The organism is Allokutzneria sp. NRRL B-24872 (genome assembly GCF_002155965.1).
In the GTDB taxonomy this organism is placed as follows: Bacteria; Actinomycetota; Actinomycetes; order Mycobacteriales; family Pseudonocardiaceae; genus Allokutzneria.
On the sequence record NZ_MUMH01000051.1, the window covers coordinates 20,772 to 45,484 of the forward strand.

The window sequence follows — 24,713 nt, forward strand, 5'->3', positions numbered from 1 at the left end:
CCGATCGTGCCGAAGGTGCTCTCCGCCGAGTCGACCGAGCTGTTCACCGGACCGGCCGACGCGCCGCTCCAGGTCGTCCGGGTAACCCTTGACGGACCAGCGACCGTGCGCGTCACCGGCGCGGGCCTCGACACCCCTGAGCCGGTCAGCGGCGACGGCGTCGTCGAGGTCTCAGTGTCCACTTCGGACAGTCCGGGGACGGTCGTGCCCGCGCGGGTGATCACCGACCACGGCGCCGAGTTCGCCTTCGACCTCACCGTCGCCGAACCGGGCTGGACCATGCACATGGTCAGCCACTTCCACTACGACCCGGTGTGGTGGAACACCCAGGCCGCCTACACGACGGCGTGGGACGCGCTGGACTTCCCGGGATCGCCGCGATCGGCCTACCAGCTCGCGGGTTTCGACCTGGTGCGCGCGCACCTGGCACTGGCGCTGCGCGAACCGGAGTACAAGTTCGTGCTCGCCGAGGTCGACTACCTCAAGCCGTACTGGGACGCCTTCCCCGCCGACCGCGACGTGCTGCGCAGGCTGATCGCCGAGGGCCGCGTCGAGGTCATGGGCGGCACCTACAACGAGCCCAACACCAACCTGTGCAGCCCGGAGTCGGCGATCCGCAACTTCGTGCACGGCATCGGTTTCCAGCGCGACGTGCTCGGCGCGGACCCGCAAACCGCCTGGCAGCTCGACGTCTTCGGGCACGACCCCGCGTTTCCCGGCATGGCGGCCGACGCGGGGCTCTCCTCCAGCTCGTGGGCGCGCGGACCCTTCCACCAGTGGGGGCCCATGGAGGTGCGCGACGGCGTCCAGGGCGATCCGACCCGCATGCAGTTCCCCAGCGAGTTCGAGTGGATCTCCCCATCCGGTCGCGGTCTGCTGACCAGCTACATGGCCGACCACTACAGCTCCGGGTGGCGGATGGACGCCGCGCCCACGCTGGAGGAGGCGGCGAAGTCCGCGCTGACGTTGTTCCAGGGCCTGAAGAAGGTCGCCACCACGCGCAACGTGCTGCTGCCTGTCGGCACCGACTACACGCCGCCGAACAAGTGGGTCACGCGCATCCACCGCGACTGGAACTCCCGCTACACCTGGCCGAAGTTCGTGTGCGCGCTGCCGAAGGAGTTCTTCGCGGCGGTCCGCGCCGAGCTGGCCGAACGGGGTGAGGAGCCGACGCCGCAGAGCCGGGACATGAACCCGATCTACACCGGCAAGGACGTCTCCTACATCGACACCAAGCAGGCGCAGCGCGAGGCGGAGGACCTGCTGCTCGAAGCCGAGCGCTACGCGGTGTTCGCCTCGCTGCTGACCGGTGCGCGCTACCCGGACGCGGCCTTCGCGAAGGCGTGGGTGCAGCTGGCATACGGTGCTCATCACGACGGGATCACCGGCTCGGAGTCCGACCAGGTCTACCTCGACCTGCTGTGGGGCTGGCGCGAAGCGCGGGAACTGGCGCTCTCCGCGCGGAACTCCGCGTTGCGCGTGCTGACCGACCGCGTGGACTTTTCTCAGGCTGTGGGTCGCGGCGTGGTGGTGTGGAACTCGATTGCCGCGCCACGAACGGATCTCGTCACCGTGCACCTCGAAGACCCTGTGCACAACCGCGTCTCCGTTGTGGATGATGACGGAACCGAGCTGCCCGCGCTTGTGGATCATGAAGGCCACTCGGTCACCTTCCTCGCCCGCGACGTGCCCTCTTTTGGCTGGCGGGCATACACAATCCGACTGTCCACTGTGGATAAGTCCACTGTGGATGAACCTGTGGATTCTGTGGACAGCTCGACGTGGCTGCCTGTGGACGGGTACGAGATCGCCAACGCGCACCACCGGATCGCGGTCGACCCGGGTCGCGGCGGCGGAGTGGTCAGCCTCGTCGAGCTGCCGCACGGACGGGAGCTGATCGCGACCGGACGCGTCGGCAACGAGCTCGCGCTCTACGAGGAGTACGACCGGCATCCGCGCTTCGGCGAAGGCCCGTGGCACCTGCTGCCCAAGGGACCTGTGCGCGTCTCCGGCGACAACAACGCGGCGGTGCAGGCGTTCCAGTCGCCGCTCGGCCAGCGCCTGGTCGTGCGCGGCCAGCTCGGCACCGTCGGCTACACGCAGACGATCACCTTGTGGCGCGGCGTTTCCCGCGTCGACTGCTCCACCAAGGTCGAGGAGTTCACCGGCTCCGACCAGCTGCTGAGGCTGCGCTGGCCGTGCCCGGTGCCCGGCGCGCTCCCGGTGAGCGAGGTCGGGGATGCCGTGGTGGGCAGGGGTTTCGGCCTCCCGGACGTCGACTCCGCCGAGCACCCGTGGACGCTGGACAACCCCGCCTACACCTGGTTCGGGCTCTCCGCGACGGCTCGCGTGTCGGTCGGCGACAGCGTGCGCGCGATCGGGGTCGCCGAGCTGATCGCGCCCTCGCGCGCGGAGGCGGCTCCGCTGGCGCGCGAACTCACGGTCGCCCTGGCCCAGGCCGGAGTCACCGCGACGTGCAGCACCGCGGACGGCCCGCGCTACGGACACCTCGAGGTCGACTCGAACCTGCCGGACGTGCGGTTCGCGCTCGGCGGCCCCGACCGCAACTCCTTCACCGCCAAGGTCCTCGCCGAAGCCGACCCGTCCTACCGCGAGGAGGTGGAGCGCCAGCTGGGCGCGGCCGGCAGGGCCATGGTGTGGGTCCCGGCGGAGCGACCGCTTGCCGAGGTCTGGGTGCCGAGCGCCGATCTCCGCGCTGCGCGGGCACTTCCGGTCCTGATCATCGCGGGTGCTGATCTTGACGCCGCGATCGAGTCCATTGTGGACGATCTAGTTGATCACGAGATCGAGGTTCGGCAGGACGCGCCATCCGGGATCGGCGAGTTCGAGTCGCGCACGGTCGCGCTGCTCAACCGGGGCGTTCCCGGCTTCGCGGTGGACTCGGCGGGAACGCTGCACGCGTCGCTGCTGCGCTCGTGCACCGGCTGGCCCTCGGGCGTCTGGATCGACCCGCCGCGCCGCGCCACTCCGGACGGCAGCGGTTTCCAGCTCCAGCACTGGACGCACGTCTTCGACTACGCCGTGGTCAGCTCGGAGGGCGACTGGCGCAAGGGAATCCCGCAGCGCAGCGCGGAGTTCTCGCGCCCGCTCGTCGCCGTGCTCTCCCCGGAGGACGGCGTCGGCGGACTGCCCGGTTCCGGCTCGCTGCTGAAGGTCGAGCCCGCTGGCGGGGTCAGCCTGGCCGCGCTGAAGGCGCTGGGCAACCCGCTCGCCAGGGGCTCGGCGCACCCGGCCGATCCGGCGGAGGGCATCGCGGTGCGGCTGGTGGAGACCTCGGGACTGATGACCGAGGCGCGGGTGTCCTCCACGCTGCTGAGCTTCCTCGACCCGGCGACGGCGGACCTGCTGGAGCAGCGCGGGGACTCGCTCGCGGACACCTCGCTCACCCTGGCGCCGTTCGAGATCGCCACGCTCGTCGCCCGCCCCGAGCTGACCCGTTGGTCCACAATGGACGGTGCGCCGCTCGGGCCGGAGCGCGAGGTCGCGCAGCCGCTCTACACGCGCTACTGGATGCACAACCGGGGCCCGGCGCCGATGGGCGGACTGCCGGTCGCCGTGCACCTCGACCCGGTCACCGGGCTGGTCCAGCCGGGCGGCGACATCACGCTCACGCTGACCGTGGCCAGCGACTGCACCGACGCGCAACTGCACGGCGTCGTCCGGTTCGTGGTGCCGGACGGGTGGACCTGCGTGCCGCCGCAGCTGCCGTTCGGCCTCGCCCCCGGCGGGCACTGGCAGACGGAGGTGCAGGTCAAGGCGCCGAAGGGGGCGGTGGAGCTGCCGCACCCGATCCGCGCGCAGCTGGAGCTCACCGGCGAGGCGCTCCCACCGAGTTGGCTCCAGGTGGTCGAGGATGTGGCGATGCTGTCGACCGTGTCGGAGCCCGCGCAACCACTGCGGCTGGCCGGAGCGCCCAGTGCGGTCCGGGTGGCGCGAGGCGGGCGGGAGCGGCTCAGCGTCGACGTGGTCGGTGCGACCTCAGCCCCGGTCTCCGTCGAGGCGCAGCTGCTCACCCCGTGGGGCACCTGGGACGCGACGCCGGACTGGTGGCAGGTCCGCGAGGTCGTCGGCCGCGCCGAGTTCGGCTTCGACATCGCGCCGCCGCCCTGGGCAGAGCCCGGCGACTACTGGGCGCTGGTGAAGATCGCCGGTGCCGGGCGCATCCTCTACTCCGAGGCCGTCGCGCTGGTGGTGACCGCATGACCCCCATCGCCTGGGTCGGCGACCAGCCGGTCCTGCTCTCCGAGGTCGACAGCGCCGAGGCCGAGCTGCGCTCCGGTCGCGCGGCGACGACGCTGCCCGCGCAGGGCAGCAGCGAGGCCCGGCAGCTGCGCCGGTGGCTCGTGCAGCGCCTCACCGCGGAACGCATCGTCGGTCTGGTGCGCCCGCGCGAGGAAGCGACCCCGCCGGAGCTGGCGAAGATCGCCGCAGACCGTGCCGCCATGCTCGAACTCGGCAGCGTCGCCGCGTCCCTGCTGACCCGCAGTCCGCAGGCGCGCGCGGTGTTCAACGAGGTCACCGAGGAGATCACGGTGACCGAGTGCGAGGCGAGGCGCTACTTCGAGGCCAACTTCGAGCTGTTCTCCGCACCGGAGCGCCGCGTCGTCCGGCACCGCGTGCTGACCAGCCCGGAGCTGGCCGACCTCTCCGACAGTCCACTGAGGACGGTCGTGCGCGGTCAGCTCGCCGGGCCGGTCGAGCAGGCGCTGTTCGCCGCGCCGGAGCGCTCGGTGGTCGGCCCGGTCCGCGACCCCCTCGGCTGGCACACGCTGTTCGTCGAGCGCGCCTACCCGGAGAGCCGGGGCACCTTCGCCGAGGCGCGCGAGCAGATCACCGCCCGCCTGCTCGCCGCCGCCCGCCGCAGGGCCTTCGGCGACTGGCTGGACGCGCGCCGCGCCGAACTCGTCCGCCTGGAACCCGGCTACGAGCACCCCGGCGACCCCCGCCAACCCGACAACACCCACCGGCACTGACACCCGCTTCCCGTAGCGTTTCCCGGGTGACGGACGTGGTGCTCGCGCTGGACGTCGGTGGCACGAAGGTCGCCGCCGCGCTCGTCGACGGCCGGGGCGCCGTGCTCCGCGAGGCCAGGCGGCCCACCGCGGCCGGTGGCTGGGCGGCGGCGCGCGAGGCGATCGAGGACGTGCTGCACGGCGCTGACGTGCGCGGAGTCGGCATCGCCTGCGCCGGGCCGATCGACACCGTCGCCGGAACCGTCAGCCCGATCAACATCGCGGACTGGCAGGACTTCCCGCTCGTCCGCGAGGTCGCCGAGCTCGTGCCCGGCGTCCCCGTGCGGCTGGCCGGGGACGGCGTCTGCATGGCGCTCGGCGAACACCGCTTCGGCGCTGGCCGAAGCAGCGATCACCTGCTCGGCATCGTGGTGTCCACCGGTGTCGGCGGCGGGCTGGTGTTCGACGGCAGCCCCTTCGGCGGGCGCACGGGCAACGCGGGCCACATCGGCCACGTCGTCATCGAGCCCGGCGGAGCGCCCTGCACCTGCGGCGGTCGCGGCTGCGCCGAAACCGTTGCTGCTGGGCCACATCTCGTGCGCTGGGCGCGGGAGCGCGGCTGGACCGGCTCCGACGCGGGCGAGCTCGCGGAGTCCGCGCGCGCCGGGGACGAGGTCGCCAGCGCGGCCTTCGAGCGCGGCGGGCACGCGGTCGGACTCGCCATCGCCGCGACGGCGGCCGTGTGCGACCTGGACCTGGTGGTCATCGGCGGCGGCGTCGCCGAGGCGGGTGAGCTGCTGCTCGACCCCGTGCGCCGCACGCTTTCCACTCACGCCGGACTGTCCTTTTTGGACAAACTACGCGTCGAACGGGCCGAGCTCGGTGCCCGGGCGGGCCTCGTCGGAGCCGCAGCGCTCGTCGGCTAGGCAGTCCTGTCCGGGTGCCAGGCCCTGCCGAGCACCAGGTTGCCGAAGCCCATCCAGGACAGGTTCATCAGCCGTCGCGCCATGGCCTTCGGGCTCTCCTCGGGATGCTCCAGCCACCACTCGGCCAGCGCCTCCCCCGCCCCGGTGAGCGCGGCGGCCAGCGGCTCGGTCTGCCCCTCGGCGAAGGCCCCGACGCCCTCCTTGCCCGCGGCGCGGTCCAGCAGCGCGGAGATCATCGCGATGGCCCTGCGCCTGCCCTCGGCCAGCTCGGCGGCGAACGGGGCGCCCTGCGTGCCCGCCTGGCGGTGCAGCACCTGCCAGGAGTCGCGGTTCTCCCCGACGAAGGTGAAGAACGCCAGCACCCCGCGCCAGAGCTGCTCCTCGGGGTCGAGGTGCACGTCGACGACGCCGCCGATGGCCTCCATCATCCTGGTCGCCTCGCGCTGGATGCACGCGGCGAACAGCTCCTCCTTGGAGCCGAGGTAGGCGTAGATCATCGGCTTGGAGATGCCCGCGACGTCGGAGACCTCGTCCATCGACGCGGCGTGGTAGCCGCGCTCGGAGAAGACCCGTACGGCGGCGTCGAGGATCTGCCGCTCGCGCACGGCGCGCGGCAGCCGCTTGGCGCGCGGCGGAGGGGTCTCCCCCGCCACGTCCTTCTTGGTCATGCACCCACCTCAACGGGGTCTCGGGACGCTCTTGCGACTGAACCTACTCAAAAGTAGTCTTACTCATCAGTAGGTAAGCCTGGAGGTGCGCTGTGCCGAACACCGACCCGATCGCCGCCCTCGCCGAGGTCGACCCCAAGAAGATCAGCGACGACGAGTTCGTCGCACTGCTCTCCGCGGCATCCGACCTCGCGGACAGCGGAGCCGAGGTCGATCTCAGCGCGCTGGAGCCGCAGAAGTTCGCTCGCCTGGTCTCCCGCGCCTCCAAGGGTCAGATCGAAGCCGTCATGGTTCGTCCGGAACTGCGGGTCAAGGTACTGGATGAGGTCTTCCGGAGGATGGGAGCGCACTTCAGGGCCGACCGCGCCGGCTCGGCGTCGGCCGTCGTGCACTGGCGGATCACCCGTCCGGAACCGGACACCTACGACCGCTACGAGATGGTGGTCGACTCCGGCGAGTGCACCGTTAACAAGGACAACACCGGCGAGCCCCGGGTCTCGGTGACCGTGACGCCGCTGGACTTCCTCAAGCTGGTGACCGGGAACGGCTCCGCCCCGGTGCTGTTCATGACCGGCAAGCTCAAGATCAAGGGCGACCTCGGGTTCGCCGCCGGGCTGATGAACCTCTTCGACGTCCCCAAAGCCTGATCCCCGAAAAATAGGGAGAGCACACGTGACCTTCTCGCTCGAACTGTCCGAGGAGCAGACCGAGCTCAGGGACTGGGTGCACGGCTTCGCCAAGGACGTCGTGCGCCCCGCCGCCTCGGAGTGGGACGAACGCGAGGAAACGCCGTGGCCGGTCATCCAGGAGGCAGCCAAGATCGGCCTCTACGGCTTCGAGTCGCTGGCGACCTGCTACGCCGACCCCACCGGGCTGTCGCTGCCGATCGTCAACGAGGAGCTGTTCTGGGGCGATGGCGGCATCGCCATGGCGATCATGGGGACCGGCCTCGCGGTCGCGGGCATCTTCGCCTCCGGCAGCCCCGAGCAGCTCGCCGAGTGGGTGCCGCAGTGCTACGGCGACGCGGACGACCCCAAGGTCGCGGCGTTCTGCTCCTCCGAGCCCGAGGCCGGCTCCGACGTCTCGGCCATGCGCACCCGCGCGGTCTACGACGAGGCCAAGGACGAGTGGGTGCTCAACGGGCAGAAGGCGTGGGCCACCAATGGCGGCATCGCGGGCGTGCACGTGGTCACCGCGGTGGTCGACCCCGAGCTGAAGGCGCGCGGCCAGGCCGGGTTCATCGTCCCGCCGGGCACACCGGGCCTCGTCGGCGGCAAGAAGATCAAGAAGCACGGCCTGCGCGCATCGCACACCGCCGACGTCTACCTGGACGACGTGCGCGTGCCGGGCTCGTGCCTGTTGGGCGGCAAGGAAAAGCTCGACGCGCGGCTGGCCCGCGCCCGCGAGGGCAGGAAGGCGGAGGGCCAGGCCGCCATGGCCACCTTCGAGGTCACCCGCCCCACCGTCGGCGCCATGGCCGTCGGCATCGCGCGCGCCGCCTACGAGTACTCGCTGGAGTACGCCAAGCAGCGCGTCACCTTCGGCAGGCCGATCATCGAGAACCAGTCCATCGCCTTCACCCTCGCCGACATGAAGATGGAGATCGACGCGGCGCGGCTGCTGGTGTGGCGGGCGTCGTGGATGGGCCGGACCGGCCAGAAGTTCACCAGCGCCGAGGGATCGATGTCCAAGCTCAAGGCGGGCGAGGTCGCGGTCTGGGCCACCGAGCGGGCCATCCAGATCCTCGGCGGCAACGGCTACACGCGCGAGCACCCGGTCGAGCGGATGCACCGCGATTCCAAGATCTACACCATCTTCGAGGGCACCTCGGAGATCCAGCGCCTGGTCATGGCGCGGGCGATCTCCGGGATGCACATCCGGTGATGGTGCCTGCCGGCCGCCAAACCGCGCTGGCGGCCAGCAGAGCGGGTGGTGGACCCCGGGTCCCCCAGGTCGGGGGTCCACCACCCGTTCGCTCCGACTAGCGCAGCTTCGCGGCGACGAGCCCGCCGAGCGCGCCCTGGCCGTCCTTGTTCAGGTGCAGCACGGCTTCCTGGCCCTCCTGGCCCGGGGCGAGCGCGTCGAAGCCGCGGTAGTAGGTCGCGGCCGAGTCGCACTGCGAGTGCCCGGCGAACTCCTTGGTCGGGCGGACCGAGTCGGCGAGCGGGCTGACGAAGGTGGAGCCGGTCAGCTTGGCGGCGGCGCGCAGCGTCAGGTCGATACCGGTGACGAGCTTGCTGCCCTCGGCGCGCTCCTCCTTGGCGAAGATGGAGGCGTCGCAGATCGGGTCGGCTGCGGCGGCGCCGTTCTCGCCGTTGGTGAGCTGGCGGCCGTAGCCGACCACGACGACCTTGGCCTTGGGGCTCTTGGCCTTGATCTCACCGATGAGCTTGACCAGGTTCTTGCCCATCGCGGGCAGCTTCTCCAGCACCGGGCCCGCGGCGTTGGAGCAGTCGCCCTGCATGCACAGGCCGCCGAACTCGACGTAGCCGATGTCGTTGGCGCCCACGGTGAGCAGCACGACGTTGGTGTCCGGCTTCAGCACGTTCAGCTGCGACGGCTCGTTCTTGAACGTGGTGCGCATGTCGTCGATGCCGGCGCCGCTGCACGCGACGCTGGTGTACTCCACCTTGCGGCCGGCCTCGCGCAGCTTCGCGACGGCGACCTCGGAGTAGGAGTTGGAGCTGCGCCAGCAGGTTCCGTGCGTGCCGCGGTGGTAGACACCGGCGCCGGTGCCGGAGGCGGTGGAGTCGCCGAGCGCCACCACGTTCAGCGGTCCTGCTGCGGGGGCGGCGGCGGCGGCGGTGCTGAGGCCACCCGCGGTCATCGCGGCGGCCAGAGCGGCAACTGAAAGCAGACGCTTCTTCACGTTTCTCCTTGTGTGGCAACAGTTGTGGTCCGTATGAGGAACACTCCGGCTGAGCCCGAAAGGTTGTCCTCGGTTAGCGCAGCTGTGCGAGGACGAGCGCGCTGAGCGCGGCCTGACCGTCCTTGTTCAGGTGCAGCACGGCTTCCTGGCCCTCCTGGTAGGGCTCCAGGGCGTCGAAGCCGCGGTAGAAGGTCGCGGCGGAGTCGCACTGCGAGTGCCCGGCGAACTCCTCGCGCAGCTCGACCGAGTCGGCGAACGGACTGACGAAGGCGACGCCGGCCTTCTCCGCGGTCGAGCGCAGTGCGAGGTCCAGCGCGAGGGTGATCTTGTTGCCCTCGGTGCGCTCCTCGGCGGCGAACACCGTCGAGTCGCAGATCGGGTCGGCCGCGGCGGCTCCGTTGGCCCCGTTGGTGAGCTGGCGCCCGTAGCCGGTGGCGACGATCTTCGCCTTGGGGCTCTTGGCCTTGATCTCGCCGAAGAGCTTGGCCAGGTTCTCGCTCATGGCCGGGATCTGGTCGATGACGCTGCCCGCGGCCTTGGAGCAGTCGCCCTGCATGCACAGGCCGCCGAACTCGACGTAGCCGATGTCGTTGGCGCCCAACGTGAGCAGCACGACGTCGGTGTCCGGCTTGAGCGCGTCCAACTGAGCTGGCTGACCCTTGAACGGCCTGCGCACGTCGTTGATGCCCGCGCCGCTGCACGTGGCGTTGCGCAGTTCCGCCTGGCGGCCGCTCTCGCGCAGCTTCACCAGCGCGAGCTCGGAGTAGGAGTTCGTGCTGCGCCAGCACGTGCCGTGCGTGCCGCGGTAGTAGTAACCGGCTCCGGTGCCGGAAGCGGTGGAGTCACCGATCACCACCATGTTCAGCGGTGCGTTCGGAGTGGCGGAGGCGGTGGTGCCGAGGCCGCCCGCGGTGATCGCGGCGGCCATGACGGCGGCAGCCGTCAGCGTGCGGTTCTTCAAGTCTGCTCCGTTGTCGAGAGCACGTCAGCCGCGCTCAACCTTGTGACACGGCATCACATAATGCGGGTGAAACGGCGCGATCGCTTGATGAAAAGCTGATCCGAGCGCCATCTCCGACAAATGATAACCCGAACTCGGGAGCGGTGACGCTGAGGTTTCATTTCAGGGTGAAGCATCACCGGTAAGGGGCTCACCAGTTTGGGTAGGTGCAGACTGTTCGGTGTGGTGCGAACGGTAAGGGCACTTCCAGTCCGGTTCCGTCAAACGCCCGGAAAAGTGCCGTGCGGGCTGCTCGTACTCATAGCGAGCGAAACTCGGATTCACCGATCCGTTGTTCGTCACTTCCCGTGCCCGAATGCGTCCCTGGAGTGACAGGAACTTCTCGCCCAAAGCCATGAACTGCTCGTTCGCGGTGATCGCGAGCGCGGGCAGGCACAAGCGGCGGGTGGCGCGCGAGGAACCCGGGTGCATGCCCGCGACGAAGAACGCGTGCCCCCCGACGTGGAAGCCGAAGTTGGACTGCTCGGGATCGGAGGACGCGCCGTGCTGAACGCCGTGTTCCCGGCTGTCGAGGTCGTGGACGAGCTGGAGGTGCCGCCAGAGCACGCGTTCGAACTCGTGCTCGTCCATCCGTTCCGGCTCGTCGAAGGTGGCCACGAACGTGAAGAAGCTCGTGCCGGAGACCTTTTCGGTGAGTTCGCGGGTGTGCTCCAGCAGGTCCGCGTGGTGCAGCCGGGCCGATTCCGGCTCACCGATGGCCGGGTAATGCCGATGCGTGAGCGAACCGCGCTTGAGCGCCGCGCGGGCGCCGAGACAGCTGAACTCCGTGCTGTGCAGGAACCGCTCCAGCTCGGCGCGGACCTCGGCTCGGCGATCGGGCATGAGCCGAGTCAAACACCGTCGTGCCGGGGCGGCGCGCAAGTCTGGACCAATGACCAGACCCGCGAGGGGAACGGGGTTCCGTGACCACCCCCATGGGCCACGGAACCCCGCCCCGGACTACGCGGCGACCGGCGCGGCCCGCCAGTACTCGCCGTAGGCCGCCGCCTCCCTGGCGAGCCAGTCGTCGAAGTCCCGCCACTGGCGCTTGCGCGGCAGGTGCATCAACCGCGACCGCCGGACGTCGATCACCAGCGGCCGACCGCCCGGCAGGATCGCGGGCATCTCCAACTGCATCAGCCGCAGCACCGAGCAGGCCGCGGCCTCGGTCAGCGGCTCGTCCTTGAACCACAGGTAGGTCGCGTACCGGTGCTTGCCGTCGACCAGCCCGAGGTGCGGTCGCACGCGCACCCGGACGTCGTCGAAGACGCACTCACCGATGCCGACCTCGGTCAGTTCGGGCTTCCAGTCCTGCACGAGGCTGCACCAGCCCTCGGCGTTCTCCTCGTAGCTGCGGAGCTTCTTCGGGTGGGCGTTGTCGATGGCGGTGATCAGCTCGGAGAGGTCGTCCCCGGAGCGGCGGCCCGCCTGGATGGCGTCGAGCAGGTCGATGTTGTACCTGATCGCCCAGACGTTGGTGTTCTCGTGCATGTGCCGGTGCCTGCGCACCCGCTGCGCCTTCTCGGGTCCTGGCGCGTTGTTGTAGTCGATCCAGAGCGAAGTGGGGATGTGCTGCTGCACCCCGTACCTCCTTGACCAGCGGAGACCCAACACCGATGAGACTACGGAGGGGGTCTGACAATTCCGGGGGCAAAAGCCCAGGTCAGCTATGGCGGCCCTAAAATTTTCGGCATGACTTTCCTGCGCTCGGTCCTGCTGTTCGCGCTCGCCGCGCTGACCGAGATCGGCGGCGCCTGGCTGGTCTGGCAGGGCGTGCGCGAGCACCGCGGCTGGCTGTGGATCGGCGGCGGCGTGCTGGCGCTCGGCGTCTACGGGTTCGTCGCGACGCTCCAGCCCGACGCGAACTTCGGCCGGGTCCTCGCGGCCTACGGCGGCGTGTTCGTGGCCGGGTCGCTGGCGTGGGGCATGGTCGTGGACGGCTTCCGCCCGGACCGCTGGGACGTCATCGGCGCGCTCATCTGCCTCGCCGGGGTCGCGGTGATCATGTACGGCCCGCGCTGACCTGACCTGGGAAAGCGAAGCGCCCCCGCCGGAGTCGACGAGGGCGCTTCGAAGAACAGCCGAGATACGGCCGATCAGTACGTGATCGCCACCGACGGGTCGGCCATCAGCGCGCCGACGTCGGCGAGGAACTGCGAACCCTGCTGGCCGTCCACCACGCGGTGGTCGAAGCTCAGCGCGAGCTGGCAGACCTTGCGCGGCACGACCTGGCCGTCCACCACCCACGGCATGTCGCGGATGGCGCCGAAGGCCAGGATCGCGGACTCGCCGGGGTTGATGATCGGAGTTCCGGTGTCGATGCCGAAGACGCCGATGTTGGTGATGGTGAACGTCCCGTTGGCCATGTCCGCGGGCGAGGTCTTGCCGTTGCGCGCGGTCGTGGTCAGCTCTTCCAGGGCCACGCACAGCTCGCGCAGCGACATCGAGTCGGCGTCGCGGACCTTGGGCACCACGAGCCCGCGCGGGGTCGCCGCCGCGATGCCCAGGTGCACGTAGTCCTTGAAGACGATCTCGTTGCTCGCCGCGTCCCAGGTCGCGTTCACGTCCGGGGTGCGCCGGGCCGCGAGGCAGACCGCCTTGGCCGCGAAGGCCAGCGGGGTCAGCTTCACGTCGCGGAACTCCGGAGTGCCCTTCAGCCGCGCCCGCAGCTCCATCATCGGCGTGACGTCGATGGTCAGGAACTCGGTGACGTGCGGGGCGGTGAACGCGCTGTCCACCATCGCCTGCGCGGTGGCCTTGCGGACGCCCTTGATCGGCACCCGCCGCTCCCGCGTCCCGGCGTCGTAGCTCGCCGGAGCCGCGGCGGCAGCGGCGACCGGGGTCGGGGCCGATGCGGCGAGCGAGACGTCCTCGCGGGTGATCACGCCGTCCGGACCGGAGCCGGTGAGCCCGCGCAGGTCGACGCCGAGGTCCTTGGCCAGCTTGCGCACGGGCGGCTTGGCCAGCGGGACGAGGCCGGTGACCTGCTGTTCGACCACCACAGGAGTGATCGGCTCAGGCGAGATCGGGGCGACGACGGGTGCTGCCGCGACCGCGACCGGCTCGGGAGCCGGAGCCGCGGCACCCTTGCGCGGGCGGCGCTTGGCCGCCGTCGAACGCGGGCCGTAACCGACCAGCGTGGCGATCCGGCCGCCCGGCATCTCCTCGCCGATCTTGCCGGAACCGTTGACCGCGTCGGCCTGGGCGCGCGCGGCGGCGTTGGCCGCGACCGCGTCCGCCGGGCAGGCCCCACCGGGCTGCTCGACGACCGGGGCCGGGGCAGGAGCCGCAGCGCCGTTCGGGTCGATGTCGATGGTGATGATCGGGGTGCCGACGTCGAGGGTCTGCCCCGCGTCGGCCAGCAGCTCGGTCACCACGCCCGCGTACGGGCACGGCAGCTCCACGGCGGCCTTGGCGGTCTCGATCTCGACGATGATCTGGTTGACCGTGACCTCGTCACCCGGCTTGACGTGCCAGTTCAGGATCTCGGCCTCGGTGAGGCCTTCCCCGACGTCGGGCAGGGGGAAGTGCTTGTACTGCGGCATAGCGGACTTCCTCCCGGGTTCAGTAGGTCAGGGCCTGGTCGACGGCGTGCAGCACCCGGTCGAGGTCGGGGAGGAACTCCTCCTCCAACTTGCTCGGCGGGTACGGGGTGTCGAAGCCGGTGACCCGGAGAACCGGGGCTTCCAGGGAGTAGAAGCACTCCTTCTGCACCTGGGCGATGACCTCGGAGGAGATCGAGGACTCGCTGGGGGCCTCGGTCACCATCACCACGCGGCCGGTGCGGCGCGCGGAGTCGAACACCGGGCCCAGGTCCAGCGGCGAGAGCGTGCGCAGGTCGATGACCTCCAGGTCCAGCCCGTCCTCCGCCGCTGCGGCAGCGGCCGCCATGCAGGTCTTGACCGAGGGACCGTAGGTGACCAGCGTGGCCGTGCTCCCCGTGCGCAGCACGCGCGAGGCGAACAGCGGCTCCGGCGTGAGCGAGGTGTCCAGCTCCGCCTTCTCGTAGTAGCGCGCCTTCGGCTCGAAGAACAGCACCGGGTCGTCGCAGTCGATGGCCTGCTGGATCATCCAGTAGGCGTCCACCGCGTTGGAGCAGCTGACCACGCGCAGACCGGCGGTGTGCGCGAAGTAGGACTCCGGGGACTCCGAGTGGTGCTCGACCGCGCCGATGCCGCCGCCGAAGGGCACCCGCACCACGATCGGCACCTTCACCCGGCCCTGCGTGCGGTAGTGCAGCTTCGCCAGCTGGCTGACGATCTGGTCGAAGCCGGGGAAGATGAAGCCGTCGAACTGGATCTCGGCGACCGGGCGGAAACCGCGGATGGCCAGGCCGATCGCGGCGCCGATGATGCCGGACTCCGACAGCGGGGTGTCCAGCACGCGCTGCTCGCCGAAGTCCTTCTGCAGGCCGTCGGTGATCCGGAAGACGCCGCCGAGCTTGCCGACGTCCTCACCCATCACGATGACCTTCGGGTCGCGCTCCATGGCGGCGCGCAGCCCCATGTTCAGCGCCTTGCCCAGGGTCGTCGTCTTCGGCGGCTGTGCGGTGGCACCGGGTGCGTTGTTCATCGTCGGCGCGGCCATCAGTGCCCACCTCCAGCGGTGGTGTCGGCGAATCCGGACAGGTAGGCCTGGTACTCCTCGCGCTGGGAGCGCAGGGTCGCCGGCTCCTCCGCGTAGACGTTGCTGAAGATCCGGTCCGGGCTCGGGTCCGGCAGGTTCATCGTGTACTCGCGCAGCCGCGCGGCCATCTCGTCGGCCTCGGCCTGCACGCCGTCGAAGAAGTCCTGGTCGGCCAGTTGCTGCTTGACCAGGTAGACGCGGACCCGCTCGATCGGGTCCTTCAGCTTCCAGGCCTCCAGCTCGTCGGAGTGCCGGTAGCGGGTGGCGTCGTCGGAGGTGGTGTGCGAGTCCATCCGGTAGGTGAAGGCCTCGATCAGCACCGGGCCGTTGCCGTGCCGGGCCTCGCTGAGCGCCCACCTGGTGACCGCGAGGGTGGCCAGGACGTCGTTGCCGTCGACCCGGATGCCGCGGAAGCCGTAGCCCAGCGCGCGCTGGTAGAGCGGAACGCGGGTCTGGCGCTCCAGCGGCTCGGAGATGGCCCACTGGTTGTTCTGGCAGTAGAAGACGAGCGGGGCGTCGTAGACCGCGCCCCAGACCATCGCCTCGTGCACGTCGCCCTGGCTGGTCGCGCCGTCACCGAAGAAGGTGATCGTGGCTTCCCCGTCGTCGTCGCCGACCTTGCCCTCGAACTTCTGGCCCATGGCGTAGCCGGCCGCGTTCAGGCACTGGTTGCCGATGACGATCGTGTACGGGTGGAACCGCTTCTCCTGCGGGTCCCACGACCCGTGGTCGGTGCCCCGCCACATGCCCATGATCTCGGTCGGGTCGATGCCCCTGCACCAGGCGACGCCGTGCTCGCGGTAGCTCGGGAAGGCCATGTCCGTCGGCCGCAGGGCCCTGCCCGCGCCGATCTGGGCCGCCTCCTGGCCGAGCAGCGGCACCCAGATGCCGAGCTGGCCCTGGCGCTGCAGCGCGTTGCCCTCGCGGTCCGCCCTGCGCACGAGGACCATGTCGCGGTAGAGCCCGCGGATCTCCTCGGCCGTGATGTCGATGTCGAACTCGGGGTGGTGCACGCGCTCACCTTCTGGGGTGAGCAACTGCACGAGATCGGCTCCACCTTCGGTGGTCGCGCGCAATCCAGCGATGACCTGCTCCGCGGTCGGTCGGGCTGCGGTCGCAGCGGGGGCTACCTCGCTGGACGCGTCCGGCGGTGTGGCCGGAGGCTGCGTCCAGAAGTCCGGCGACGACATGCGTCTTCTCCTCGTGGTTGACGCCGCACCTCCCGCTTGTGGCGGTACGGCACGACTACGCCGTCGGGGTGCGAACGCCCACCGGATCGGGTGGGTGTCGCCCCGTCGACGATGACGGATCGCATTGCCGCCATCCTGACACGGCAAAGGCATGATCCGTGAGCCCTGCCACATGTGGCTTACGTATCAGCTTGTCCACTGTTTTCAACACCATGCGGGGCCGGAGCTCGGCCCCAGCCTCGCACGCCCGTGTGCACGGCCGATGGGATACCCGAGCTTACTGACGAGTAACCGACTCGTTGGTTGTTTGCGCACTGCGCACGCATTCGATTGACAAATTACTTAACGTGCTCTGTCCAGCACCGGCGGTAGATCGAGAGCATGTCCTCCCCCTAATTGACATTGAGGAGGACCGGCGTGCGAAAGCCGATCCGGCGCTTATTGACGATCTTCGCCGCACTGGCGGTCACACTGCCCCCGGTGCTGACCGCGCCCGCGTCGGCGGCGCCCGCCGCGTCCGTCGTCTCCGAGAAGCGCGTCGACTCGCGCACGCTCGACATCAGCGTGAGCTCCCCCGCGATCGGCCAGAACGGCAACGTCCGGCTACTGCTGCCGGACGGCTGGGACGCCAGGCGGCCCGGCCAGAGCTGGCCGGTGCTGCTCCTGCTCGGCGGCTGCTGCTGGAGCGACGGCGACGGGCACGAGAGCTGGGTGCAGAAGACCGACATCGAGGACTACGCCGAGCTGCGCAAGGTCATCGTGGTGACCCCGATCGGCGGCAAGGCCGGGTACTTCAGCAACTGGAAGCAGACAGGCGGTCCCCGGTGGGAGGACTTCCACCTGGACGAGGTCCTGCCGCTGGTGGAGAAGAAGTACGGCGGCGGCAAGAAGCGCGCGATCGCCGGGCTGTCTATGGGCGGCTTCGGCGCGCTGTCCTACGCGGGGCGCAGGCCCGGCATGTTCGCCGCCGCGGCCTCCTACAGCGGCACCGTGGACACGCAGCTGTTCATGCTCGGCCCGGCGTCGGTGCAGGCCGTCCTGCTCGGCGCGGGCCTCGACCCCAACGGCCTGTGGGGCGATCCGGTCAAGGACTCCAAGACCTGGGCGGAGCACAACCCCGCCGAGCTGACCGACAACCTCAGGAAGATCCCCGTCTACCTCTCCGCGGGCAACGGCGACGCGGGCCCGCTCGACGCGCCGGACACCGGCTTCGACGTGCGGGAGAAGACGATCGAGGGGATGTCGCAGCTGGTCGCGACCAAGCTCGCGCTCTCCGGCGGCAAGGTGCAGACCAACTTCTACGGCAAGGGCACCCACGCCTGGCCCTACTACGGCCGCGAACTGAAGAACTCCCTGCCGCTGCTCCTGGGCGCACTCGGCGTCTGAGCAGCCGGGCTGAGGGCAAAAAAATGTGGCCCCCGAGGGGGCCACCCTGTTGGCCGTGACCAACGTCGATGGGCAATAGGATAGCCGCCCTCAGCCCGGCAAGCATGGTCGCGAGTTCCGGTGAATCACCACCGTCGTCACTGGCGAACCGGATGCGGCTCGGCGCCAGGGACATCTGTGCTGATCTCCACCGGTAGCGACCTCAACGCTTGTTGCCCGACGCGGTGAGCGCTGCTCCTGGGCGCACTCGGCGTCTGACCAGCCGGGCGCTCGCTCAGCGGAGGCGGTTGAGCCAGCCGAGGAGGGTGCCGGCGTCGCGGCGGAAGGCGGCGGGGTGGTCGTCCGGGACGAACTCCAGCAGGGCGTAGCGGTCCACCCCGTCGTCGTCGAGCTCCGGCAGCACGGCTTCCCACAGGTCCGCCCGCTCGCCGAGCGGGAGGCGGTTCTCGCCCCAGCCGGCTCCCCACGAGAACACGTGCACGGTGGGCAGTCGCGGCAGCAGCGCGCGAACCTCGTCGACGGCCTCCTTGGTGTCCTGGGCGCCGCGCGGCTGCCAGTACGAGGTCACGTTGGGCATGTCGATCTCGGCGAGCAGCCGCTGGGTGGACTCCAGGGTGTCGGTGAGGGTGTTGCGGTGGAACTCCAGCGCGACCTCGACGCCCTCGGCGGCGGCGGCGTGGGCGCATAGGCGCAGCGCGGAGACGACCTCGGCGCGCTTGCCGGGCGTGATCTGCCGCGAGCCCCACGTCCCCGCCCAGACCCGAATCCTCGGGGCGCCGAGCGCGACGGCGGTGCGCAGCGCTCTGTCCACTTCGGACGGATCGGAGGCGCCCGCGCGGTAGTACGAGCCGTAGCCGGCGACGGAGATGCCCGCGCTCGCGCACTGGGCGCGCACCAGCTCGGCGGTCTCCACGTCGCCGGAGGGGACGTGCACGTCGCCGCCCCACTCCACGGCGGACAGCCCCGCCTCGGTGACCAGCTCGACGACCCTCGGCACGTCGAGGTGCCGGAAGGTGACCGACACCAGGCCGGGAACGATCACTGGTCCTCCTCTCGCAGCGGCCGCCGCTGGGACCTTAGCGGCGTCTCGATCATGCGCAGCCGCAGGAGCGGCGGTGCATCAGCCTCGCGGGCAGCCGGACGGTGCGCGCCCGGCGCCCCGGATCGGCGATCCTGGCGAGCAGCATCCGCACTGCCGTACGCCCGATCTCGGTGATCGGTTGCGCCATCGTGGTCAGCGGCGGGTCCACCAGCTCGGCCCACTCGACCTCGTCGTAGCCGACGACGGCGAGCTCCTCGCCGACCCGCACGCCCAGCTCCCTGGCCGCTCGCAGGACTCCTACCAGCATGTTGTTGTTCGCGGCGACCACGGCGGTCGGCGGCTGCGGCAGGGCGAGCAGCTCGCGCAGCGCCTCGGCGGCGGGCAGCACCCGGGACTCTCCGGAGACCATCAGCGCGTCGTCGGCGGGCAGGCTCGCGCGGTGCAGGCCGAGCAGGTAGCCCTTCCTCCGCTCGGCGCTCGTGGTCAGCCCGGCGGCCCCGCTGACCAACCCGATCCGGCGATGTCCACGTTCGGCCAGATGGGTGACGAGCGCGGCGGTGGAGCCGACGTTCTCCGGACCGACCTGATCGAACTGCCCGTCCGCGGGCAGCCGGTCCACGAGCACCGTCGGCACGCCGAGCTGGCGCAGCTCCGGCAGCACCGCGGCGCTCGCCCGGTGCGACGGTGTCAGCAGCAGTCCGTCCACCCGCCGGGAGCGCAGCGCGCGCACCGCGGCGTGTTCGGCTTCGGCCTCGTCGTGGGTGTCGATCAGCAGCGGGGTGAAGCCGGCCGCGCTCGCCTCGCCCTCGATGGCCTGCATCAGCTCGGCGAAGTACGGGTTGGCGACCAGCGAGATCGCCACGCCCAGCGTCCTGGTGCCACCGGTGACCAGCGACCTGGCGATGGCGTTGCCGGTGTAGCCCGTGCGCGCGACGGCGTCGAGCACCCGCTTCCTGGTCGCCTCGGCCACCGTCCTGGTCCCGTTGACCACGTGGGAGACCGTGGTGATCGAGACCCCGGCCAGCCGCGCGACGTCCCGCATCGTGACCACAGCCCCAGGGTGCGCCCGTGCCAAGCGTTTGCGCAAACGCTTGGCACCCGGGCCCGCGCGGGATTAGCGTCCCGCCACCAACCCGCCCAACCGGGAGGCACCCATGGGACGACGAGGTCCCCTAGGCAGAGGCGCCGCCGTGCTCGCGGCCGCCGCACTCGCACTCGTGGCCACCGCGTGCACCAGCCAGAAGGCCGGGGACACCGGGCGGGGCAACGACGACGGCAAGACCAAGGTCGGCCTGGTCACCAAGACCGACAGCAACCCGTTCTTCGTGGCGCTGCGCGAGGCGGCGAGCGCCCAGGCCAAGAAGGACAGCGCCGAGCTGGTCGCGCTCGCGGGCAAGTTCGACGGCGACAACGAGGGCCAGGTGGCCGCGCTGGAGAACCTGGTCCAGCAGGGCGTCGACGCCATCCTGATCACGCCGAGCAACTCCACCGGCATCCTCGGCGCGATCAAGAAGGCCAGGGAGAAGGGCATCCTGGTGATCGCCCTGGACACCGAGACCGAGCCCAAGGACGCCGTCGACGCCACCTTCGCCACGGACAACCTCGAAGCGGGCAAGTCGCAGGGCGCCTACGTGAAGGCCGCGCTCGCGGGCAAGGAGCCGAAGCTGCTGATGCTCGACGGCTCGCCGGGCGGCACCGTCGACGAGATGCGCCACCGCGGCTTCCTCGCGGGCATCGGCATCGCGGAGGGTGACGCGAAGATCCTGGGCAAGGAGTCGACCAACGGCGACCAGAACAAGGCCCAGCAGGCGATGGAGAACCTGCTCCAGCGCGCGGCCGAGGTGAACGCGGTCTACACGATCAACGAGCCCGCCGCGCGGGGCGGCTACGCGGCGCTGGCGGCCAGGGGCAGGGCGGCGCAGGTGCTGGTCGGCTCGATCGACGGCGGTTGCCAGGGCGTGCAGGACGTGAAGGACGGCAAGTACGCCGTCACCGTCATGCAGTTCCCGAAGAAGATGGCCGAACAGGGCGTGCAAGCCGCGGTCGAGTTCACCAAGTCCGGCAAGAAGCCCGGCGGCTTCGTCAACACCGGCTCCGTGGTGATCACCGACAAGCCGGTCGCGGGCATCGACTCCAAGGACACCGCCTGGGGTCTGCAGAACTGCTGGGGCTGATCCTGTTGCGCGCCAAGACTTCGGAGTTCATCCTCCGCACACCGGCGATCGGCCCGGCCATCGCGCTGGTGGCCGCCGTGCTGGTGTTCTCCTTGACCACCAACACCTTCCTCAACAGCGACAACCTCTCGCTGATCGTGCAGCAGTCGCTGGTGGTCGGCACGCTCGCGCTCGGTCAGACGCTGGTGATCCTGACCGGCGGCATCGACCTGGCCAACGCGGCGACGGCCGTGCTGGGCACCCTGCTGATGGCGAAACTGGTCGTCGGCGGGGTCTCCGGCACCGTCGCGCTGGTCACCGGGATCGCCGCCGCGGTCGCCATCGGCGCGCTGATCGGCGGCATCGTCACGGGCGCGAGCCTGCCGCCGTTCATCGTCACGCTCGGCATGCTGACCATCGTCACGGCGGTCAGCCGGATCTACGCCGAGGGCCGCAGCTACCCGGTCACCGACGACGTGCTCGGCCTGCTCGGCACCCGGCAGTACCTCTTCGGCCACGTCGAGGTCACCCTCGGCATGGGCCTGGCGGTGCTGATGTTCGGCGGAGCCTGGTACTCGCTGACGAAGACCGCGTGGGGCAAGCACGTCTACGCCGTCGGCAACGACCCCGAAGCCGCGCGGCTGTCGGGCATCAACGTCCGGCGCACCGTGCTCAGCGTCTACGTGGTCGCCGGGCTGGTCTACGGGATCGCGGCCTGGCAGGCGCTCGGCCGCGTGCCCAACGCCGACCCGAACGCCTTCCAGATGGGCAACCTCGACTCGATCACCGCGGTGGTGCTCGGCGGAACCAGCCTCTTCGGCGGGCGCGGCAGCGTGCTCGGCACGCTCGTGGGCGCGCTGATCGTGGCGGTCCTGCGCTCGGGGCTGACCCAGGCCGGGATCGACAGCCTCTACCAGGACGTGGCCACCGGCGTGCTGGTGATCGTCGCCGTCGCGGTCGACCGGTTCTCCAGGAGGAAGCAGCGATGAGCGAGCAGGTGCCGGTGCTGCGGGCCCGGGGGCTGGTGAAGCGCTACGGCAAGGTGACCGCGATCGACGGCGCCGACTTCGACCTGCTGCCCGGTGAGGTCCTGGCGGTGGTCGGCGACAACGGTGCGGGGAAGTCGAGCCTGATCAAGGCGCTCTCCGGTGCGGTCGTCCCCGACGAGGGCGAGATCAGCGTGGACGGCGAGCCGGTGCGCTTCTCCGGGCCGCTGGACGCGCGCAGGCACGGGATCGAGACCGTCTACCAGGACCTCGCGCTCGCGCCCGCCCAGGACATCGCGACCAACGTGTTCCTCGGCCGGGAACGCCGCAGGCCGGGGCCGCTCGGCGCGGTGCTCCGGCTGCTCGACTCGAAGGGCATGCGCGAGGAGGCGGCCAGGATTCTCGGCGAGCTGGACATCAAGATCAAGTCGATGGCGCAGACCGTGGAGACCCTGTCCGGCGGTCAGCGCCAGGGCATCGCGGTGGCCCGCGCAGCGGCCTTCGGCAGCCGCGTGGTGATCATGGACGAGCCCACCGCCGCGCTCGGCGTCGCGGAGTCGGCCAAGGTGATCGACCTGATCCGGCGCATCCGCGACCGCGGCCTGCCGGTGGTGCTGATCAGCCACAACATGCCGCACGTCTTCGAGATCGCCGATCGCGTGCACGTGCACCGGCTCGGCAAGCGCGTCGGCGTGGTCTCCCCGCGCGAACGCACGATGAACGAGGTCGTCGGGCTGATCACCGGTGCGCTGAAGCTCTCCGAGGACGGCACTGAGCTGGTCGAGGTCTACCGGTGACCGCTTTCGCGGACCTGCTGGCACGGGCGGCGAAGCTGGTGGAGCCGGGTGGTCGGCGCCTGCTCGGCATCACCGGCGCCCCGGGGGCGGGCAAGTCGACGTTGGCGGAACGGCTCGCCACCGAGCTGGGCGAGCGGGCCGTTCTCGTTGGCATGGACGGTTTCCACCTGGCCCAGCGCGAGCTGGAGCGGCTCGGCAGGGCGGAGCGCAAGGGCGCGCCGGACACCTTCGACGCGCACGGCTACCTCGACCTGCTGGTTCGGCTGAAGCGGGCGGAGCCCGGGGTGACGGTGTACGCCCCGGAGTTCCGCCGCGAGATCGAGGAGCCGGTGGCCTGCGCGGTCCCGGTGGCCCCCGAGGTGCCGCTGGTGATCACCGAGGGGAACTACCTGCTGCTCGCCGACCAGCCGTGGTCGCGGCTGCGCGAGGTGCTGGACGAGGTGTGGTTCCTGGCTCCGGACGAAGACGTCCGGCTCAGCAGGCTCGTCGCACGGCACGAACGTTATGGCCGAACCCGTGAAGAAGCGGAAGAACGGGCTTTGGGTTCGGATCAGTCGAACGCGGTCCGGGTAGCTGAAACAATGTCGCGTGCAGACCTTTGCGTTCACTCAGTTATCTAGAAAAGATTGCTCGTCATTGCTGACTGGTGACGCTGACCTGCGTGTCCGCGCCCGCTGGGGGCAGGGCCAGTGCGCCGAGCGCGGCGATGGCCATGACGACGAGGAAGGCGGTCCTCAGTTGAGAGCGCATGGGCTTCTTCTTCCTGTTAGCCCTTCCTGATTGTTCCGAAAAAAGATGACAGCTTCCTCCGGTGGCCGTCAAGAATTCCTGATCTACCCTTGATGAAGCTGCTTTTTTCATCTTTTCGCCGCGATTCGATGGAACGCGGCGCCGTTCGGTTCCGTCGGAGGCGCATGCCGCACGACCTGCGCGTCCCGCTGCCACCGCTGTTCGCAAGGCGCTTCCGCAGCGGCATGGTGATCATGGGTGCCACGCTGCTCGTCACGACACCGCTGATGTACGCGTTCCTTCGCTTCGTCGGCTCGATCCTGTCGCAGCGACCCGACCCGATCACGGCGGTCGTCATCGCGGTTCCGCCGCTGTTCGTGCTCGCGCTGGCCGTGACGATGCTGCTGGCGCGCAGGTGCCTCGACGGCGACCGCCTCGTCGTCGCCCGCGCCCGCACGATCCGCAACGCCCTGGTCGTCTGCCTCGGCGGGGTCGTGGTCGGCGCCGCGCTCATCGCCATCGTGCCGGGGCCGACGAACCCGCTGACCTACTTCGAACCGGTCGTGTACCTGTTCATGGGCGTGCTCGGGTTCTCGGTCGGGCACATGTTCGTGCGGCCCTCGCGCACCACGCTGCTCAAGTTCAGCGACGGGTCACTGACGGTCCGGTGAGGACGCGGACTCGTCGATGGGGCGCTTCATGTCCTGGCGGAAGCGGATCGCGCCGTAGACCGTCCCGGTCAGCACCACCACGAGGAACGCCACGATCGCCACGACCTTCAGCCACGGGTGCCGGTCCAGCAGGCCCGCCGCGTAGTAGCCGAAGAGGATCAGCAGCGGCGCCCAGGTGATCGAGCCGATCACCGAGGACCAGAAGAAGCGGCCCCGGTCCATCCGCGCGGCGCCCGCGATCATCGGCGCGAGCGTGCGCACCCACGGCAGCCAGCGGGCCGCCACGATCGCCCAGAACCCGTAGCGGTCGAGGAAGTTCCGCGCCCGGTCCAGGTTCTCCCTGTTCAGGACCTTGCCGCCCTCGCGGGCCAGCACGCGGGTCCCGGTGCGCACGCCGATCCGGTAGCCCACGTCGTTGCCCCAGATCGCGACCAGCGTCGTCGCGATGGCCAGCCCCCACGCGTTGCCGGGCAGCCCCTGCTGCGCGAGCAGGACCCCGGCGGTGAACAGCAGCGAGTCGCCGGGTAGGAAAAGCCCGATGACAAGCGCGCACTCGGCGAAGATGAAGCTCACGACCACGGCCCAGATCAGGACCGGGCCGCCGGTCCCCAGCGGGTCCCAGGCCAGGAGGGTCTGCGTCGCCGTCACCTCGTCGACCCTACGTGGACCCGCGAGCGGTCATCGGTGAATTCCTGGT

Annotated in this window: 23 protein-coding genes; 12 read left to right on the forward strand and 11 right to left on the reverse strand. The window is 70.3% G+C overall.

Annotated elements, in window-relative coordinates; translation table 11 throughout:
- The first annotated feature begins 6 nt into the window (after positions 1–6).
- From CCN37_RS14645 to CCN37_RS14655, 3 genes are read left to right on the forward strand one after another with little or no spacing between them, the layout of a single operon-like run.
- On the forward strand, positions 7–4,224 hold the full coding sequence (locus CCN37_RS14645; protein ID WP_086821317.1) for an NEW3 domain-containing protein: 4,218 nt from the start codon (positions 7–9) through the stop codon (positions 4,222–4,224).
- On the forward strand, positions 4,221–4,994 hold the full coding sequence (locus CCN37_RS40865) for a peptidylprolyl isomerase (RefSeq protein WP_210408025.1): 774 nt from the start codon (positions 4,221–4,223) through the stop codon (positions 4,992–4,994). Before CCN37_RS14645 ends, CCN37_RS40865 begins: the two co-directional genes overlap by 4 nt.
- Positions 4,995–5,020: 26 nt before the next feature.
- A complete protein-coding gene (locus tag CCN37_RS14655) occupies positions 5,021–5,899 on the forward strand; it encodes an ROK family protein (protein ID WP_086821318.1) in 879 nt (292 codons plus the stop codon).
- Here the strand turns inward: CCN37_RS14655 and CCN37_RS14660 are convergent.
- Positions 5,896–6,567, reverse strand: a complete 672-nt coding sequence (locus tag CCN37_RS14660; protein WP_086821319.1) for a TetR/AcrR family transcriptional regulator — start codon at positions 6,565–6,567, stop codon at positions 5,896–5,898. The genes CCN37_RS14655 and CCN37_RS14660 overlap by 4 nt on opposite strands.
- A gap of 92 nt (positions 6,568–6,659) precedes the next feature.
- On the opposite strand from CCN37_RS14660, the gene CCN37_RS14665 reads away from it, so the two are divergent.
- On the forward strand, positions 6,660–7,214 hold the full coding sequence (locus CCN37_RS14665) for an SCP2 sterol-binding domain-containing protein (protein ID WP_086821320.1): 555 nt from the start codon (positions 6,660–6,662) through the stop codon (positions 7,212–7,214).
- Between the two features lie 25 nt (positions 7,215–7,239).
- Positions 7,240–8,451 carry an acyl-CoA dehydrogenase family protein gene (locus CCN37_RS42170; protein WP_086821321.1) on the forward strand — a complete coding sequence of 404 codons (1,212 nt, stop codon included), beginning with the start codon at positions 7,240–7,242 and terminating at the stop codon, positions 8,449–8,451.
- Between the two features lie 97 nt (positions 8,452–8,548).
- On the opposite strand, the gene CCN37_RS14675 is transcribed toward CCN37_RS42170, so the two are convergent.
- From CCN37_RS14675 to CCN37_RS14690, 4 genes are all read right to left on the reverse strand, one after another.
- Positions 8,549–9,436, reverse strand: a complete 888-nt coding sequence (locus tag CCN37_RS14675; RefSeq protein WP_086821322.1) for an SGNH/GDSL hydrolase family protein — start codon at positions 9,434–9,436, stop codon at positions 8,549–8,551.
- Between the two features lie 73 nt (positions 9,437–9,509).
- Positions 9,510–10,397, reverse strand: coding sequence for an SGNH/GDSL hydrolase family protein (locus CCN37_RS14680; RefSeq protein WP_086821323.1), 888 nt, complete (start codon positions 10,395–10,397; stop codon positions 9,510–9,512).
- 162 nt (positions 10,398–10,559) lie between these two features.
- The gene (gene gntA, locus CCN37_RS14685) at positions 10,560–11,279 is read right to left on the reverse strand and encodes a guanitoxin biosynthesis heme-dependent pre-guanitoxin N-hydroxylase GntA (RefSeq protein WP_086821324.1); all 720 of its coding nucleotides are present in this window, start codon (positions 11,277–11,279) and stop codon (positions 10,560–10,562) included.
- 117 nt (positions 11,280–11,396) lie between these two features.
- A complete protein-coding gene (locus CCN37_RS14690; RefSeq protein ID WP_086821325.1) occupies positions 11,397–12,017 on the reverse strand; it encodes a hypothetical protein in 621 nt (206 codons plus the stop codon).
- 111 nt (positions 12,018–12,128) lie between these two features.
- On the opposite strand from CCN37_RS14690, the gene CCN37_RS14695 reads away from it, so the two are divergent.
- Complete coding sequence (locus CCN37_RS14695; protein ID WP_086821326.1) at positions 12,129–12,458, forward strand: YnfA family protein; 330 nt, start codon at positions 12,129–12,131, stop codon at positions 12,456–12,458.
- A gap of 74 nt (positions 12,459–12,532) precedes the next feature.
- Here CCN37_RS14695 and CCN37_RS14700 read toward each other — a convergent pair whose 3' ends face one another.
- From CCN37_RS14700 to pdhA, 3 genes are read right to left on the reverse strand one after another with little or no spacing between them, the layout of a single operon-like run.
- Positions 12,533–13,981, reverse strand: a complete 1,449-nt coding sequence (locus CCN37_RS14700) for a dihydrolipoamide acetyltransferase family protein (protein WP_086821327.1) — start codon at positions 13,979–13,981, stop codon at positions 12,533–12,535.
- A 19-nt stretch (positions 13,982–14,000) separates the two neighbouring features.
- Positions 14,001–15,023 (reverse strand): alpha-ketoacid dehydrogenase subunit beta, encoded by a 1,023-nt coding sequence (locus CCN37_RS14705; RefSeq protein ID WP_086821328.1) that lies wholly within the window; start codon positions 15,021–15,023, stop codon positions 14,001–14,003.
- Entirely contained in the window at positions 15,023–16,252 is a 1,230-nt protein-coding gene (pdhA, locus tag CCN37_RS14710) for a pyruvate dehydrogenase (acetyl-transferring) E1 component subunit alpha (protein WP_086821329.1), read from the reverse strand. The genes CCN37_RS14705 and pdhA overlap by 1 nt, the downstream gene beginning before the upstream one ends.
- 417 nt (positions 16,253–16,669) lie before the next feature.
- On the opposite strand from pdhA, the gene CCN37_RS14715 reads away from it, so the two are divergent.
- The gene (locus tag CCN37_RS14715) at positions 16,670–17,638 is read left to right on the forward strand and encodes an alpha/beta hydrolase family protein (protein ID WP_168200673.1); all 969 of its coding nucleotides are present in this window, start codon (positions 16,670–16,672) and stop codon (positions 17,636–17,638) included.
- A gap of 274 nt (positions 17,639–17,912) precedes the next feature.
- On the opposite strand, the gene CCN37_RS14720 is transcribed toward CCN37_RS14715, so the two are convergent.
- Positions 17,913–18,680, reverse strand: coding sequence for a sugar phosphate isomerase/epimerase (locus CCN37_RS14720; protein WP_086821331.1), 768 nt, complete (start codon positions 18,678–18,680; stop codon positions 17,913–17,915).
- Between the two features lie 49 nt (positions 18,681–18,729).
- Positions 18,730–19,722 (reverse strand): LacI family DNA-binding transcriptional regulator, encoded by a 993-nt coding sequence (locus CCN37_RS14725; RefSeq protein WP_086821332.1) that lies wholly within the window; start codon positions 19,720–19,722, stop codon positions 18,730–18,732.
- Between the two features lie 112 nt (positions 19,723–19,834).
- Between CCN37_RS14725 and CCN37_RS14730 the strand changes: the two genes are divergently transcribed.
- The 5 genes from CCN37_RS14730 to CCN37_RS14750 all read left to right on the forward strand — a co-directional run bounded on the left by CCN37_RS14730 (position 19,835) and on the right by CCN37_RS14750 (position 24,016).
- Complete coding sequence (locus tag CCN37_RS14730; protein WP_086821333.1) at positions 19,835–20,854, forward strand: substrate-binding domain-containing protein; 1,020 nt, start codon at positions 19,835–19,837, stop codon at positions 20,852–20,854.
- Positions 20,855–20,859: 5 nt separating this feature from the next.
- Positions 20,860–21,822, forward strand: coding sequence for an ABC transporter permease (locus CCN37_RS14735; protein ID WP_246843049.1), 963 nt, complete (start codon positions 20,860–20,862; stop codon positions 21,820–21,822).
- Positions 21,819–22,616, forward strand: a complete 798-nt coding sequence (locus CCN37_RS14740; protein ID WP_086821334.1) for an ATP-binding cassette domain-containing protein — start codon at positions 21,819–21,821, stop codon at positions 22,614–22,616. The genes CCN37_RS14735 and CCN37_RS14740 overlap by 4 nt, the downstream gene beginning before the upstream one ends.
- The gene (locus tag CCN37_RS14745; RefSeq protein WP_086821335.1) at positions 22,613–23,236 is read left to right on the forward strand and encodes a nucleoside/nucleotide kinase family protein; all 624 of its coding nucleotides are present in this window, start codon (positions 22,613–22,615) and stop codon (positions 23,234–23,236) included. Before CCN37_RS14740 ends, CCN37_RS14745 begins: the two co-directional genes overlap by 4 nt.
- A gap of 294 nt (positions 23,237–23,530) precedes the next feature.
- The gene (locus CCN37_RS14750) at positions 23,531–24,016 is read left to right on the forward strand and encodes a hypothetical protein (RefSeq protein WP_086821336.1); all 486 of its coding nucleotides are present in this window, start codon (positions 23,531–23,533) and stop codon (positions 24,014–24,016) included.
- On the opposite strand, the gene CCN37_RS14755 is transcribed toward CCN37_RS14750, so the two are convergent.
- Complete coding sequence (locus tag CCN37_RS14755; RefSeq protein ID WP_246843050.1) at positions 23,999–24,664, reverse strand: DedA family protein; 666 nt, start codon at positions 24,662–24,664, stop codon at positions 23,999–24,001. The two genes, CCN37_RS14750 and CCN37_RS14755, sit on opposite strands and share 18 nt — an antisense overlap.
- Between the last annotated feature and the right edge of the window lie 49 nt (positions 24,665–24,713).